This is a genomic window from Fibrobacter sp. (assembly GCA_012523595.1).
Taxonomy (GTDB): domain Bacteria; phylum Fibrobacterota; class Chitinivibrionia; order Chitinivibrionales; family Chitinispirillaceae; genus JAAYIG01.
Window position 1 is genome coordinate 51,868 of record JAAYIG010000197.1, and the last position, 15,590, is coordinate 67,457.

Below are 15,590 nucleotides of genomic sequence, written 5' to 3' on the forward strand. Positions count from 1 at the left end.
TTATCTAACAATTATAAGCTTCCCTTTTATCAGCACTTTGCCTTTCATATTCGATATGGAGTAAAGATATAATCCTGAATTGACAAGTTCCCCAGCCTGATTGCGGGTATCCCAGAACCACTGCGGCTTGAAAAGTGAATTTCCAGGCTCCAGATGGATCCGCTCCCCTGCTTTGTGAGAATCAAAAACCGGATGAGCATTGATATTGTATATCTTTATTCTCAGATCTGTTGAAGATGGCCTGAGATTGTGAAGGTTCTTGAACCAGATTCCGCATGGACCGCTGTTTCTGCAGTGACGGGGGTCTTTACCGGGTTTGTAAGGGTTAGGATAAGTGTAAAAACCCATATTTGTCGAATAATACTGCCAGTCCCTTTTCGAAAATACAGACACAGTATCAGCAGGCAGATTTACCGATCTGCCGTAACGATAATCGGATGCAAAACCGCTGAATGTACAATTAATCACGTCCCCACTGAAATAGCTGACTTTTGGCTGAATGGTCACAGAAAAACTGTCCCGCGAAAACTCTATCGAACTGAAACCCGACCTTTCACTGCTGTATAAGGTCGAGAAGATAAAGCTTCTGTTTGACGGTAAGGTATCGGAGTCGATGGTTCCTGGAAGAATTCGCTCAGAAAAACGAAGTGTCACGCGTGGAAAACTGTCCTTAACAACTGTCCCATCTTCCGGTGTGACATCAACAATCTCTATACCCTTTACCTTGTAACTCCATTTCACATCCTCAAGTGTGGAACTTGAATCAAAAAGCGTTGATGGAATACCGTCACCGTCATTGTCAGCCGGAAACCCCATCAGATCCCTTGCACTTACCCCTCTGTATGTACACCACATGCTGTCATTATAAAAAAGTCTCTCCGCTATCCGGAAAGTCACCCGGTTTGAACTAATGCCAATGCTGTCAAAGGAAAGAGGTGCACTACCGCTATACCTGGAGTGCACTCTCAGGAAACGATTGTTTTTATGGGAAGTATCAATTGAAGAAGCGTACACAGGTGATGAAAAAACCAGTGTAATCGAGGGTTTCAGCCCAAGCACACTGTCTGGCCGGGGAATTATTCCCAGAAGGCTGAAACCGATGCTGTCAACTCTCATTCCCCTCTTCTGCTGACCGGTGCTGTCTCTTCGGAAATCATTGTTGATATCCAGGCGATTAGGCCCCTGAGAGGTGCGAGCCACATCGGTCAGATCAACAGTCATGACAACCTCAAGGGAATCTGTAGGGATAAAAAGCCCCTCAGGAGGGAAAAAACCGAACCGCGGGCTGGCTTTTTGGTATGATGGAGTAAGGTTGAGCCTGGTATTGTTCTGGCTCCATGTGTAATTGTATCCGATCGGATCATCTTTTCCTGTAAACTCTCTGTCAAGAACACTGCAAAGGTGAACTCCACTCCTTGTCAACGCTGTATCCATCGGCTCCGAAAAGGAAATCTGTATTGTCGCATGCGGGGGAAATCTGTACAAAAGACGCTTACCCAGTGGTTTATAAGGAACATTGGCAATAAAATCAGGGTTTACAGAGATCACACGGGGAAGATCGTTGTACTCCAGAAATACTGGAATTGTATCGGAGGGATGGCGGGGATCACTGGTAAAAAGTATCACGGTGTCGGATAGTATCCCGTCACCGAGCAGTCTCTCTACGGAGAAAATAAAACTGCAGGTCAGAGGCTGGTATGGCGGAAGAAGAAGCGGCTTGAAACCCGATGAGTTTTCTGAAGTAAATACGACATCCTGACTGTCCTGTGGAATAACTACCGAAAGCCACCTGGAACTGTTACCCTTAAAAACGATTCCAGTGACATGCATTGTATCTGTACCGCTGTTAAGAAGAGGCAGATCAATGGTGTCTTTCTCCCCGGATCCCACTATCAGCGATGCTGCATTGGAGAGAGAGTCTATGGCTGAGAGATAGTGGGTAGTATCAATTGAAAACCAGGGATATCTGACTGAAAACCTTAGCGTATCGGATCTTCCGAATATATCGGAACAAATAACCGTTAAAAGTGAATCGCCTCTCTCAGGCCTGTACTGATGCGAAAAGCTGTTTCCGGTTAACCGTGAACTGTAAGTGGAATCTCTGTTGACAAAACGATAAGTAAGAGTATCCCAGAATGTGCAGTCCGTATCAGAAACCGTAGTCTGAATCGTTATGCCATTTCCCGGTACTGCCCTCAGCACTTCTCCATCACTGACACTCCTCCCCCCCACCTTCAAGCCAATAATACGGGGAGAATGGTTAATTCTGATTCTTGTTACGCATAAAATGCTGGTGTCCGGGTCTCTGGCAACAACCGAAACAGTAAATGAATCTACTATGGAAAGCGTATCACCGCGGATAACATATCTGCCCTGCTCCCCCATCCCGACAGAATCTACCCTGAAGGATTTTTCTCTGCTTCCAAGTTCAATAAATCCCCTGACGAGCACCTGATCATTTGTATCACTTACAGAATAGAAAAACTCCAGAGAATCATCCTCTTGAAGATCATACCTGCTTGGTTTCCCCAATTCTATCGTATCCCGCTTGCCCAGAGGAGATGTAAATACCATCGACGCATTTATACTCGGAACTGAATTACGGCCGAAAAGAGTCAGAGTTTTTGATACTGCTTTCCATCCCTGGTTGTCGACTGCATTAAGCGTACAGATAACGGCCGTATCTGATCTTTCCAGTGGAAGCAGTGTTAATACTGTATCAAAACCGGACTGCGACACAACAGACAGACTCTGTTTGACAGCAGGGAATGCAGTACTCAGGGTAAGTGTATCTTCATTGTTGTAGTCAAATAGATTTACATACAACAATGCCGAATCACTCCTGGAGTGCATGTATACTGTATCACCGAAAGAAATCGTCGGATATCTTTTCTTCCCTGTTCTCAAAGAATCGATACCCTCAATTATGGGCTGTCCGTTCCAGGGAATTGTTACCGACTTTATCGAAGGAGTGGAAAGTGAATCAACACTGAACCCGGGGTTACGAACTATCTCCATTCTGTATTGAAAAAACCTGGCGTCGCCAGGAAGAAATGCCATCGCAGAACTGTCGTGCATGGAAATCCAGGAATTACTCCTGCACTCCGTCACAGTACGACCGATTCTTATAGAATCAAGCATCCTCCAATCTGTCAATGTGGAAACATCCACGATTCCAGGGTAGAATCGAATCGAATCACCTGTGGAAACTGGAAGGGAATCAACCGGGGATGTCCAGAATCCCCTCTGGAAGCGCACCCCCCTGTACCCAAAAGTTGTTCCCTTCAGATAACCTTGAGCATGGGGACTGCTGCTCCAGGTCACTCCGAAATCTCCCCAACTGTTTATGACACAGTTAACTGCGGCTTTATAACGATCCACTGTGTCAACCGGCACCTCCGAATTGGAATACACAAATGTCTCTGCTGCTCCCAGCACCCCCTCGGAAACAGGATACCTGAACCCCTCAATTGAGGCCACACCGTCGTTATTGAGATCCCCCTTTACAGCTATTAATAAAAAATTCGAATTGGATGATGCGGCACAATACCGGGCTCCCGCTGTGTTGCTTATCTGATCGGGAATTAAATTGACAACTCCATTGTCAATCTCAAGCTGATGCATCAGAATCCCGCTGCTGTTCCAGAACACAACCGCAAACTTCCCCTCTCCATAGGGTGCCACCCCTGCATCATCGTAAAATGAAAAACGGCTGTCACCTGCTTTTTCCGCAAAAGCACCCGAAGGGCCACCATCGAGATTCCTGCTGAAAAAGCGGTAATTAAGATACTTGTCACTGCTCGGCTTTCCCCTTGTCCATATTACCAGAACATTGCCATACCCATCATAGGAAACAGAGCTGTTAAGAAGATACATCCCATCACTTCCGGTTTCCGAGGTCACCTCGACACTACCCGCTACCTTAAGCGTGTTCCCGGAAGAATAGATTTTTCTGAGCATTACCTTATTGGCATCGACACTGTTCACAACCAGGAAAGTATCTTCCTCCATGTGACATTGGGATGGAAAAAGCCATCCGCTGTTAATCACCGAATCAACAGCAAGACTGCAAACCCCGTTATGAAGCATCAGTGAACGTTTGGTGATATTTTCTCTATTTACAAAAGATATCAGTGTACCACTCTCCCCCTTGTCTGCGTGCAGATAGCAGTCCAGCGGTGCTTTTATTTCACAGAATTTCCTGGGAGCAAGAGCCGTGGCGCTTGTGGTGTTAAGCTTTACTTCTGTACAGAAAACATATCTGTCAAGTGAGTCTATATAGAAAAAGTAGAAGGTATCAGAAGCCCCGGCAGTTATATCTGTGTAGTTTAATACTTTTGCCCCGGCTGGGACAGAATCACCGAAGAGCTTTATTGTCTCCCTGTATTTAACAGCCAGGCCGATTCCACTGTCCGTGATGGTTATATTGGAATCATTGACTCCATCATTACTGACAATAAAATCAGAACGCACATAATTTCCGCAGTAGGCGGAAAATGCTATCAGCAGAACAGCAGCCGCAATTGCCGATAAAGCAGGCTCAGCCTTTCTGCGATTGCACTTTTCTGATAAACCCCTGCTGCGATACATCATCTACAAAACTCTGTTCCTCGGTACGATATTCCTTTTTCCATTCCGCAAGCCTGCGTTCCTTCACCAGCTCTATGGCCCGGCGGTCCCTGGTTGCTGTAACCAGCGTCTTGCGGACTCTGGCCATCTCCCCCCTTATTTCATCCACCTTTTTTCCAGCCTGAAGCAAGTCTTCTTTCAGCTTGAAACGATAGGAGACAGAATGACGCAGCATCATTATACTCTCATTTGATACACGCCTTTCCCTCTCGGAATTCTGAAGTTCCTTCAACTGGTCATGGATACTGTTCACTTTCCTCTGAGCCTCAATATACTGACGGTTTTTCTCAGCGAGGCGCAGCTTTATCTCATCCTCCTTACGTTTACGGATATCAAGAAGAGTGTCAAGACGGAACCTGAATTTTTTCATCAGCTTATCCCCACAGCTCTGACCAGTTCAATAAGATTCCTGTTGCTCTCCTCAAATTCAGACTTCTCATTTCGATCCTGGCGTAAAAATTCATTGAGAGGACCGTTCAATTTAATGGCCTTATCAACTCTTTCACTGCTTCCGGCAGCATAAGCTCCAATCTGAATCAGATCCTCATTTTCCCTGTAAGCAGCCATGTAGTCCTTTACCATAGTACTTATTTTGGACTGTGCTCCGCTTATCACATCCGGCATGCACCTGGAAATGCTCTCCAGAACATCGATTGCAGGGAAATGATTTTTGTGAGCCAGTTTACGCGAAAGAACAATGTGACCATCAAGAATACTTCGCGCAGCATCGGCTATGGGCTCATCCATGTCGTCTCCTTCCACCAGCACTGTAAAAAGACCGGTAATGGAGCCCTTTTCAGATGTCCCCGCACGCTCCAGGAACTGAGGAAGCATGGAGAAAACAGATGGAGTATAGCCCTTTGTTGCAGGTGGCTCTCCAATAGCAAGCCCAATCTCCCGCTGTGCCATCGCAAGCCGGGTCACAGAATCTACCAGTAAAAGAACATCTTTACCAAGATCCCGGAAATACTCCGCTATTGAGGCCGCAATCATGGCGCCCTTTATCCTGATCAGCGCAGGCTGATCCGATGTAGCCGTGACCACTACCGAACGGGCAAGCCCTTCCTCACCAAGATCCCTCTCCAGAAACTCCCGCACCTCTCTTCCCCGCTCACCTATCAGGGCGATAACATTTACATCTGCCCTGCAGTTTCTGGCCATCATCCCAAGAAGCACGCTTTTTCCCACACCGCTTCCTGCAAAGATCCCCATCCGCTGGCCTTTGCCGATCGTAATAAGAGAATCTATGGCCCTGATACCCGTATGGAATGGCTGGGAGATTCTCTTTCGCTGAAGTGGATTGGGAATAGAGGAGAAGATCGAACGATAACACTCAGCCTTTATCGCTCCTTTTCCATCAAGAGGATTTCCAAGCCCATCGAGCACCCTTCCCAGCAATTGACGCCCCGCCCCCACCATCAGAGGACGCTTGGTTCCCTCAACTGTCAATCCAGCATGAATTCCCTCGATAGGCCCCAGGGGCATCAGAAGTGTACGGTCCCGGCGAAAACCAACCACCTCTGCCCGGCCCACCTCTTCCCCGTTCTTCTCGATAAGACACAGATCTCCCACCGATGCAGCAGGACCGGTCGACTCTATAAGAAGACCGATCACCTCTGCAATCTTTCCATGCACCCTGATCGGTTCCGCATTGGTAACGGCATTTAAATAAGGCTGGATTCTTAACTGAAGATTCATTTCTGTGCGTCGTTTACCGGAGAGAATAATTAATTATACCTGAAAAAGCACTATCAGGAATTATCAGCCAAATCAACAGTCCGGGGATCCCTCAGTGAAGAGTTGATATTCTCCCAGACACTCTCAACCAATCCGGAAATCTCCTCAAACTGCACTCCCAGACGGGCATCGACTACACCGGAATTGGACTCTATGATGCATCCACCTCTTGACACCCGCTCATCACTCTCCACACTCACGTTTTTAAGGCTCTCCGCAACAGGAACCCAGAAATCCTTCCTGCCGGAAACTGTCTCGAAATCATCGGGTGAAACCCTCACAACAAGCCGCTCACGATCACCAATATATGTCAGAGCCTTTTTAAGCACCGACAGAATGATATTCTGATTTACAGTCACTTCAGTGGAAATTACCTTCCTCACCATCTCACAGCAGAGACGGAGAAGTAAGTGCTCTGAACCTGAAAAAACAGTCCTCCTCGATTCATCAAACTGACGTATAATTGACTCGATTTTCTGCTGCAGTTGATCGATCTTCTTCTCGTAAACCTCAGTTGTCTCCTCACGTCCCCTGGCGAGTCCCTCCTCAAGCCCCTCAGTACGCCCCTTTACAAAAGCGGCCTGCACCGCCTGACGGGCTGACTCCTTCTGCTTTTCGAGCCTCCCCTCCAGATCAATCACCTTTTTCTCAAGCTCAAGAATCCTCTGCTCATCCTCACTAAGCACCCTTGACTTTCGCTCCGGAGTATCAAACTCCTCCGCAGCAGGAGAATAAACAGAAAAATTCCTCTCCTGTTCCGTATTTTTACGCAGTATTTTGCGTAACCCCACAGTGGCAGGATCCTTTGATTTGAGGATATTATCGATAAAAGAGGATACCTCCTCCCGGGAAAGAGATCCTGTGTTCATGTGAGAATTTCCCATATCAGACAACTATATCTTCCTCTCCACCACGACCACTGATAATAATCTCGCCCTCTTCCTCCAGACGACGCACAATGTCCACAATTCTCTGCTGGACCTCCTCCACATCCTTCAGACGGATGGGTCCCATGTACTCCATATCCTCCTTGATCATCTCCGCTGCCCGGGAAGACATATTGCGGAAGAATTTCTCCTGAAGCTCCTCCGATGCACCTTTCAGAGCCATTGACAAATCCTTGGTATCGATCTCCTTGAGCACTCTCTGCATCGAACGGTCGTCCAGAAGAAGAACATCCTCGAACACAAACATGAGATTCTTGATCTCGGTTGCCAGTTCAGGATTTTCTCTCTCCAGATTACCAAGGATATTCTTCTCTGCTCCCCTGTCAACATTATTGAGCACCTCGGCAACCGCCTTGACACCACCGATCTCGGATACATCTCCACCGAAGAGCGATTTTATCTGACTCACAAGCACCTCTTCCACATGATCAAGAGTCTCAGGAGAGATGCTCTCCATGGTAGCAATTCGGGTTGCTACATCCACCTGGAGCTCCTGGGGAAGCGCAGAGATTATAGGAGCGGCATTCTTGGGCTCCATGTGCGCAAGGAGCAGAGCAATTGTCTGAGGATGCTCTTTCTGAATGAAATTGACAATCTGCTTGGGATCGATATTCTCCAGAAGGTTGAATCCTGTGGTTCTGATTGTCTGCTGAACTTTCTCCAGAATCTCCTTTGCCTTGCGGGGACCAAGCGCAGACTCAAGAATCTCCCGCGCATAATCTATACCCCCCTGGGTAATATACTGGTGTGCCAAAGCGATATTATGAAACTCTTCAAGCACAAGTTCCCTGGCTTCAGGTGAAATATTATCCAGACGTGCAATCTCAGTTGACAATCGTTCGACTTCGGCTTCCTCGAGATTCTTGAAAATCTGAGATGATGCCGAAGAACCGAGAGCAACCATTACTATTGCGGCTTTGGTAGGTCCGGGGATGGAATCTATATCCACAGAGTTTGAAGAATTGGGATCGTATTTTTCCCGGTAAAAACCGGTCTTGTCCGCCCCACCACCACCTTCATTTTTTACAGCAGGCATAAGTCTTATCCCGGAAATCGGTTTCTAAAAGGATTGCACGGTCACCCTGAAACAGGTGACCGCATTTCTGAGCAAATTATATAACTCCTTGTGGCGTCTTTCAAGCTCAGCGTTTCTTTTTCTTGTTTGGATTCACCGGCTCTGAAAGCCATTGACGAATTATAGCGGCGATATTCACAGGTTCCTCGCGGGTAAGCATTTCCACCCGCTCCAGAATCTCAGAACTGCGGCGCATGTCTTCAGGAAGCTCCTGCGTCACAGGTTCCTCTACCCCAAACTTCTCCAGTGCCGGAACAGGCGGGTTCATTGCATCAGCAATGGTCCGGGCCAGATACCTGAGAAATATCAGGAACAAAATAGCGATGAAGAATATCAAACTGTATTTGGCAATTGCAGTATAAAGCTCCCATTTCTCCCTGGAACGCATCTCCTGCTGCTCTTTTCTGAGGAACTCATTGTCAAACTGCACATTTGAAACTGTAATCTGATCCCCGCGGGTCAGATCGTACCCAACCGCATTTTTCACCAGATCCTCTATGTTCTGAAGCTCCTCTGCGCTGCGGGGCTTAAAAACACTCTTCTGTTCCTTATCAACATCATACCTGCCGTCAACAGCAACAGAAATTGTAAGCCGCTTGACATTTCCAACTTCCTGTACCAGGCGCTGCACGGTTTTGTCAATCTCGTAATTGATAAGCGACCGCTCCTTCTGGTTGTCACCATCAGGAGCATTTTTCTTAGACTCCTCAATTCGCTCTTCTGAGCGGATAACACGGCTCTCCGGATCGTACTTCTCAAGCGTCTGTTCAACCCTGTCAAAATCAAGATCACAGGCAACCTTTACATAAGCTTTCGACGGACCAAGGACATTGGTCAGTATCTGATTAGCCTTGCCCTCAATATAACGCTCCACATTCTGCTGAAGCTCCATATTTCTGGAGCCGGCCAGAGCCTCTGTGTCCTCTCCGAACGGATTGGAAAGAAGCTTCCCCCCGTAGTCAATTACAGATATATTCTCAGGTTTAAGACCATCAACACTCGATGAGATAAGATGGGTTATTCCCCTGATCTGACCCTTGCCAAGCTCCCTGCCGTGCGCACACTTGACAACTACAGATGCCTTGGCGTCCTTCTGCTGATCAAGGAAAATTGTGGGTTCTGGAATTACGATGTGCACCCGGGCACTCTTTACTTCGTCAAGACCCTCTATCGTCCTCTGTATCTCCCCCTCCAGCGCTCTTCTGGCATTAAGCTTCTGAACATAATCGGTCATGCCGAAATTAGCTTTGTCAAAAAGCTCATATCCAAGGCCCCGTTTCCTGGGCAGTCCCTCCCTGGCAAGCGCCATTCTTATTTCGTACAACTGTTTGACATCTACGGTAATGGTGCGGCCGTTGTTTTCAAGCTTGTACTTGTAGTTACCCTTCTGAAGCTGTTCGGTAATCGATGCCGCCTCTTCCAGATCAAGATCAGAGTACAGTACCTTGAACCCAGACTCGTGTCTTGAGCCACTCGATGACCACACAAGGAGCCCGGCCATGCCAAGCACCATAAAAGCTATCAGAGATGTGGTTACTATTTTTTGCTGTAAAGATAACCTGCGCCAGATCGCAGACAACTGCATTATGAGCTGTTTGAAAAACTCAGGCATGTTCTCCCCTTGTGCTCTTTATCAAGGCGGCTTCCCCTCCGCCTCTCCTTACAATCTGATCCTCATTATTTCCTGGTAAGCGTCCATGACCTTGTTCCTGATCTCCATCATCATGTTAAAAGCCACATTCGCTTCCTCAACACTGCTCATCACCTGATGAACATCTGTAATCTCTCCAGCAGCCATCTTCTGTATCGACTGGTCCGCCTTCTTCTGCATCGCATTGACATCACTGAGAAAATTCTGAAACGTCTCCTTAAAAGACGCACCGCTTTTCTGCTTTGCACCCGGAGCCTTTTCAATGGAACCACCCGACTGAATCGGGCCAATGGAATTGATCTGGTTCATTTATGTCTCCTGTTATACAGGTATAGTCTACATCTATTATGCATAGGCGTCAAACAATCCGCCAAGAATTCTTCCCTTTTCCCTCGGCTCAGCAGTGGAAAATGACACCCCCCTTGAGGGAACTGCCGCTGCAGGTATGGTCTTTTCCCGTTCAGGAGCGGAAACACGCTCCCCCCGCACCACAAATCCACTGTTGCGCAGACGTGCTTCCTGCGTCAATTTCATAAACTGAGCCCACGCATCCCTGTTTCCAACCGCTTGAGTATTCACCTTCTACCGCCTCCCGCTCTACAACTGCAACGCCTGATTGTACATACCCTTCAGGGCGTTAAAAGCTGTAACATTGGCCTCATAAGCCCTGGTTGCAGCTATCATATCTGTCATCTCCTCAACTACATTTATGTTAGGCATAGCCACATACCCGCTTTCATCCGCATCAGGATGAGATGGATCGTATACCATCCTGGGCGGACGCGAATCTTCCCTGATCTCAGCCACATTTACCCCATTACCGAAAAACCGCTCATCACGAGGGAAATTCTCCGCCGGTACAGGCAGATGCTTATCGTTACTTACCATTCCGCTAAGCCCCGGCTGTTTGTTAAGCAAACGTACATCCCTGCTGTCACTGTCAGCCGTAAATACTACGAACTGACGGCGGTAGGGCCCTCCCTTGTCTGTCCTGGTAGTCTCCATATTGGCCAGATTCGAGGAAATTGCATTCTGCCTTATCCTCTGCGCTCTCATTCCCGATGCACTGATCTGAAAACCCGAAAAAATCCCCGATAACGGCATATTTCACCTCTGGTCAATTGTTATTGAAGTGACTTCCCCTGGATCGCGGCGTTAAGCTTCTTGAAAACCCCCTGCCCAAAACGAACCGCGTAATTGTACGTAATCTGAGTCTCTGCAAGCTTGGCCATCTCCATGTCGATATCCACATTGTTCACCCCGCTTGGAAGAGTAGGATCGTATGGATGATATGCCTCGGCATTTACTCCACTTAAATCCTTTCTCCCCATCGCCAGATGCTTCTCATCGGTGCGCGTACCCTTGAGCTTTGTACGGTCTAAAGCACTTCTGAGTTCCTCTTCAAAAGCAACCTCAACCCGACGGTACCCGGGAGTATTTACATTGGCAATATTGTTTGCGATCACTCTCCCCCGCAGCATCGCAGTATCCATCATTTTTTGCGTAAGAGGAAGATTGGTCCGGGATAACATCTCACCCAGCATTTTCAGTTCCTTTTCCAGTGAGAAATTGTTTTCGCATAAGATTCAAAGCAAGGCAAGTGCCAATATCTGCAAAACCGAGTTGTTTCACCTCCAGCCCGTTTCCTCTCTCTAAGTCACTGAATTTTCCTCAGTTACAATCTCCCATTCCGTAAATTGACTCTCCGCGCTATTTTTCCTCTAAAGTAAGCGGCAAATCCTGCCGATATAACGAGGAAATTTTTTCCCACTCAGGGAGAAAAAAATTCCTACCCCCAGCGCGAAACGTACGCCTGAAGAAACAGGTAAACTGTTAAGGAAAGAAGGATTCCGATACCCTGAGATGTGTACTAAATGCAGATCTCTTCCACCAGGCGATGATCCTGAGGAAGACTGTCCTCTGAGTCGTAAATCGGAATCAAGGCATCGATTCCCATTTGACAGAGAAGATCAACCATCTCGGACTTGGGCTCCAGAAGACAGAGATCACCATTGGCATCCCTCACCAGCTTGTAACAACTGACAAGTACAGCAATGGCACCGCTGTAAAGATAGGAAGCATCACTGAAATGAACAGCCACAAACCTCTCTCCCTGGGAAAGGTAACCCGTTATAAGCTGCTTGAGTTCTTCCAACTGAGAGATTATCAGTTTGCCACTGATTTTAAGAATGCGGTATATTCCGCAGGGATAAACCTCTATACGCATCCAGCCTCACTTGTTTATCTGCCGCCTGCATTAACCGATTATCAATTATACACTCAAACCATCAATCATGCAAGGCTGCAAAACACCCCTCAGCTACATCCCTCATACGGGGATACTCTGGAAGAAGTTTCAGAACCGCTATAAGACGGTACAGCGCTACCGGAATGTACTCCCGGTACCACTCCTTTCCCTTGTGAAGTGAAAGATTCCCATAGGCGCCAAGGGCCTGCATCAGACGCTGTGCTGTGCAGATGTAAAATGCATGATTGTTGTCTTTCTTTCCCAGTAATTCCTGATAAAATGAGAAAAGCTCCTCTGTCATATCATCGAGATTCTTGACATAGGGATCAAAAAGCAGCGATGCAGTATCGTATTCCGGTGGACCAAGTCTTGCCCCCTGATAATCAACAAACCTGATTCTGCCATCATGAATCATCACGTTTTCCGACTGGAAATCACGATGGATACAACAGCAGGGAAGCTCCGAGGCAAAAGAAGCCATCTCCTGCCTCTCCCTCTCCCATCTCTGGTCCAAAAACCTCTCACAGGCACAGTATTCAGTTACACAGAAACGGGAAAAATAACTGCTCTCCCAGAGAAACGTGTCCCTGTCCATTTTCCTGGACTGCAATACCCGGCTTGATGAAATATCCATCTCCTGCCAGCGGTGAAGCGAACGAAGAGCATCCCGGTAAGCAGCCATTACCTTCTGAGGATCGGATGAGTTCTCCGCACTATACCTCTTCAGGGTCATGCTCCCCAGGTCCTCCTCAAGAATCAGACCATGAATATCATCGCTTTTATAGACCCGGGGCAGAAAATCCACCTGAGATGAAAGCTCTCTCTCCATAGTCAAAAACCTCTCCCAGTCTTCATCGCGGCTGTCCCAGACCACAAGAATAAGGGAGCGATCATTTCTTTTCACCCGCACAAAGTATCGCTGGGAGGCCGCCCTGCCTGCAAGCTCCACACCCCAGTCCTTTAAAGAAAACCCTTTCAGGAAACTTTTGAGAAAGTCAACCTGAGAAGGTGTAAGATCAATTTTTTCCATTTAAACCTACAGTTCCCCACGGTGTAAGAATTGAATCACAAACAACTGAATTGTTGTCAACCAGAGTATCCTTTAACACCACACTCCTGCTGATTCTGCAGTTTGCCCCTGTATTCAAAGACTCCACCCAGGCATAATAATTCGGATTTCCGGAAAAATACTGGTAAAGAGAAGCCGGATAACAGTTCTTTTTCTCATAATCTATCCGGAGTTCATCCCCGATTTCCATTTCTATTTTTTTGTCAAGTACTGCGAAGTGTATTTCCGCAAGAGAATCGGGCGTGCCTGTGTCTCTCCACCACCCGCTCTCCTGAATCATAACCAGCACATCCATTCCCATTTTCACCGCCCTCTTCCAGACCGGGACAATCGAGAAGTCATCAGGCATCAGAATCTTAAGGAACTCTTTTCTGTATAGCGCTACTCCGATAAAATCTGCATCACAGGTAAAGGCATTCCTCTCCTGTTCGCCCGGAGTCCCCAGATAAGCACCACTTTCACAATTGTAAATGACGGTTCCCCTGCCGTTTTCTGCCGGAAATGCAATAAGAGCGCAGGAAGCACCTGAAATAAGAAATTGAGACACTATACGCCTGAGATCTATATCGCAAACTATATCCGCATTTATCACTGCAAAAGCTTCATCGCCGGAAAGAAATTCTCCGGCAAAATAAAGTGCCCCCCCAGTTCCCCGTATATTTCCCTCCTCGTGGAAGAGGGAAAAACACTCTTTCTGCTCTCTGCGAAAACTCTCGATTTTATCTGCCAGGTAATGAGAGTTTACAGCAATCTCTGTCACTCCATGTCCGCGAAGAAAGGCAAGTGATCGGGCCAGAAGAGGTTTACCGCACACCGGAACAAGCGCCTTGGGGATATGATCTGTAAGAGGACGCAGCCTGGTACCGAAACCCGCTGCCAGCACAAACCCCCTCATGGTCTCTCCTCAGGATACCTGGAAACACCGGAGAAAACTTCCCTGAATTCCCTGTGCCCCTCTGACCAGCTTTCCTTGATTTCCGACAAAGAAACGTCTTTTTCTATCGCCTCACGAAGTTCACTGCTCCCGGAGAGTATGTCAAAGGGCATCTTTTCTGTCTCGTACTCGTATGGCGGCTCTTTGAACTGAAAATCAGCACCTGCGATCCTCTTTACCGCTAATAACAGGGCTACTGTTACAAGCACCGGGTTACACTTCCTTAAATCTGTAACATGCACCTGCACTCCCCCGCAGTACTCCCCTTTCCATTTCTGGAAAGTAGGAATAAATGCGTGCTCCCGGAAAAAACACCCCTCAAGCCTCTCCCTTTGAAGGATCTCTTTTATCTCCCTCATCCGGAAGTAGGGTGCGCCGACAATTTCAAAAGGACGAGTGGTACCGCGCCCCTCGGACATGTTTGTTGCCTCTAACAAAACCATTCCCGGATATACCGCCGCCGTGTCCGGAGTTGGCATGTTTGGCGAAGGAAGCACCCAGGGAAGACTTGTTTCCGGCCAGAAGGAATTCCTCCACCAGTTCTCCATCCACACTACATTCAGCTCCAGAGAAGGGAAATACTCTTTCTGCAGAAGAAGTGCCATCTCCCCCATGGTGAGACGGTGACACAGAGGAATGCGGGCGCCTCCTACAAAGGTAAAATACTCCGGAAGAAGCATCGGGCCGTCAACCCCAATGCATCCTATTGGATTTGGACGATCCAGCACCCAAAGCGAGATTCCCTTCTCCTGACAGGCTTCCATGCAAAGTTTCAAGGTCCATACATAGGTGTAAGGACGTGCCCCGACATCCTGGATATCAAACACCAGTGCATCAATTCCATCCAGCATGCGTGGAGTAGGTTTGCGCACCCTTCCGTAAAGGCTGTAAACAGATATCCCCAGTAAAGGGTCCTCCCCACCCTCCCACTCGATCATATTGTCCTGGGTCTGCCCGAAAAGACCGTGCTGAGGCCCGAATACTGCCCCCAGTCTGCAGTCCGGATGCCTGAGCAGAGCATCGATAGCATGAGTGTAGTCCGACATCACCGATGCTGCATGGCAAACCAGCCCTATTCTTTTGCCCTTCAAAGATGACGGAATCTCTTTTGTAAAAACATCCAGCCCGAATTTCACCATTTTTTTTAACTCCGGATAAAACCTAAAAATAACTCCCGCTATGAAGTGAAGCCCGGTTAACCGGGCTTAATCTGAGTGGTGGCGGCATTAATGCCGCCACCAAGAAAAAAAATATTATTTTCATCCCTTGGTCCCTCTCTTGCTCCATTTACTGCAACACA

General features: G+C 47.6%; 14 protein-coding genes. All 14 read right to left on the reverse strand.

All coding sequences use genetic code 11. The features are described 5' to 3' along the window. Entirely contained in the window at nucleotides 1-4,593 is a 4,593-nt protein-coding gene (locus GX089_13260) for a hypothetical protein (GenBank protein ID NLP03458.1), read from the reverse strand. Beyond that, complete coding sequence (gene fliJ, locus GX089_13265) at nucleotides 4,541-4,999, reverse strand: flagellar export protein FliJ (GenBank protein ID NLP03459.1); 459 nt, start codon at nucleotides 4,997-4,999, stop codon at nucleotides 4,541-4,543. Before fliJ ends, GX089_13260 begins: the two co-directional genes overlap by 53 nt. Beyond that, the gene (gene fliI / locus GX089_13270) at nucleotides 4,999-6,327 is read right to left on the reverse strand and encodes a flagellar protein export ATPase FliI (protein ID NLP03460.1); all 1,329 of its coding nucleotides are present in this window, start codon (nucleotides 6,325-6,327) and stop codon (nucleotides 4,999-5,001) included. The genes fliJ and fliI overlap by 1 nt, the downstream gene beginning before the upstream one ends. 53 nt (nucleotides 6,328-6,380) lie before the next feature. Further along, the gene (locus tag GX089_13275) at nucleotides 6,381-7,235 is read right to left on the reverse strand and encodes a hypothetical protein (GenBank protein ID NLP03461.1); all 855 of its coding nucleotides are present in this window, start codon (nucleotides 7,233-7,235) and stop codon (nucleotides 6,381-6,383) included. A 16-nt stretch (nucleotides 7,236-7,251) separates the two neighbouring features. After that, entirely contained in the window at nucleotides 7,252-8,349 is a 1,098-nt protein-coding gene (gene fliG, locus GX089_13280) for a flagellar motor switch protein FliG (protein ID NLP03462.1), read from the reverse strand. A 106-nt stretch (nucleotides 8,350-8,455) separates the two neighbouring features. Beyond that, nucleotides 8,456-10,000, reverse strand: a complete 1,545-nt coding sequence (fliF, locus tag GX089_13285) for a flagellar M-ring protein FliF (GenBank protein NLP03463.1) — start codon at nucleotides 9,998-10,000, stop codon at nucleotides 8,456-8,458. 48 nt (nucleotides 10,001-10,048) lie between these two features. Further along, the gene (gene fliE, locus GX089_13290; GenBank protein NLP03464.1) at nucleotides 10,049-10,348 is read right to left on the reverse strand and encodes a flagellar hook-basal body complex protein FliE; all 300 of its coding nucleotides are present in this window, start codon (nucleotides 10,346-10,348) and stop codon (nucleotides 10,049-10,051) included. A 36-nt stretch (nucleotides 10,349-10,384) separates the two neighbouring features. Next, nucleotides 10,385-10,618 carry a hypothetical protein gene (locus GX089_13295; protein ID NLP03465.1) on the reverse strand — a complete coding sequence of 78 codons (234 nt, stop codon included), beginning with the start codon at nucleotides 10,616-10,618 and terminating at the stop codon, nucleotides 10,385-10,387. An 18-nt stretch (nucleotides 10,619-10,636) separates the two neighbouring features. Next, complete coding sequence (gene flgC, locus GX089_13300; protein ID NLP03466.1) at nucleotides 10,637-11,143, reverse strand: flagellar basal body rod protein FlgC; 507 nt, start codon at nucleotides 11,141-11,143, stop codon at nucleotides 10,637-10,639. A gap of 20 nt (nucleotides 11,144-11,163) precedes the next feature. Next, nucleotides 11,164-11,583 (reverse strand): flagellar basal body rod protein FlgB, encoded by a 420-nt coding sequence (flgB, locus tag GX089_13305; protein NLP03467.1) that lies wholly within the window; start codon nucleotides 11,581-11,583, stop codon nucleotides 11,164-11,166. Nucleotides 11,584-11,909: 326 nt separating this feature from the next. Beyond that, nucleotides 11,910-12,266 carry an STAS domain-containing protein gene (locus GX089_13310; protein NLP03468.1) on the reverse strand — a complete coding sequence of 119 codons (357 nt, stop codon included), beginning with the start codon at nucleotides 12,264-12,266 and terminating at the stop codon, nucleotides 11,910-11,912. Between the two features lie 61 nt (nucleotides 12,267-12,327). Beyond that, nucleotides 12,328-13,317: a phosphotransferase gene (locus GX089_13315; GenBank protein NLP03469.1), complete on the reverse strand. Its 990-nt coding sequence runs from the start codon at nucleotides 13,315-13,317 to the stop codon at nucleotides 12,328-12,330. Continuing rightward, nucleotides 13,304-14,251 carry an NTP transferase domain-containing protein gene (locus GX089_13320; protein ID NLP03470.1) on the reverse strand — a complete coding sequence of 316 codons (948 nt, stop codon included), beginning with the start codon at nucleotides 14,249-14,251 and terminating at the stop codon, nucleotides 13,304-13,306. The genes GX089_13315 and GX089_13320 overlap by 14 nt, the downstream gene beginning before the upstream one ends. After that, entirely contained in the window at nucleotides 14,248-15,429 is a 1,182-nt protein-coding gene (locus GX089_13325) for a DUF1343 domain-containing protein (GenBank protein NLP03471.1), read from the reverse strand. Before GX089_13325 ends, GX089_13320 begins: the two co-directional genes overlap by 4 nt. Nucleotides 15,430-15,590: the final 161 nt, after the last annotated feature.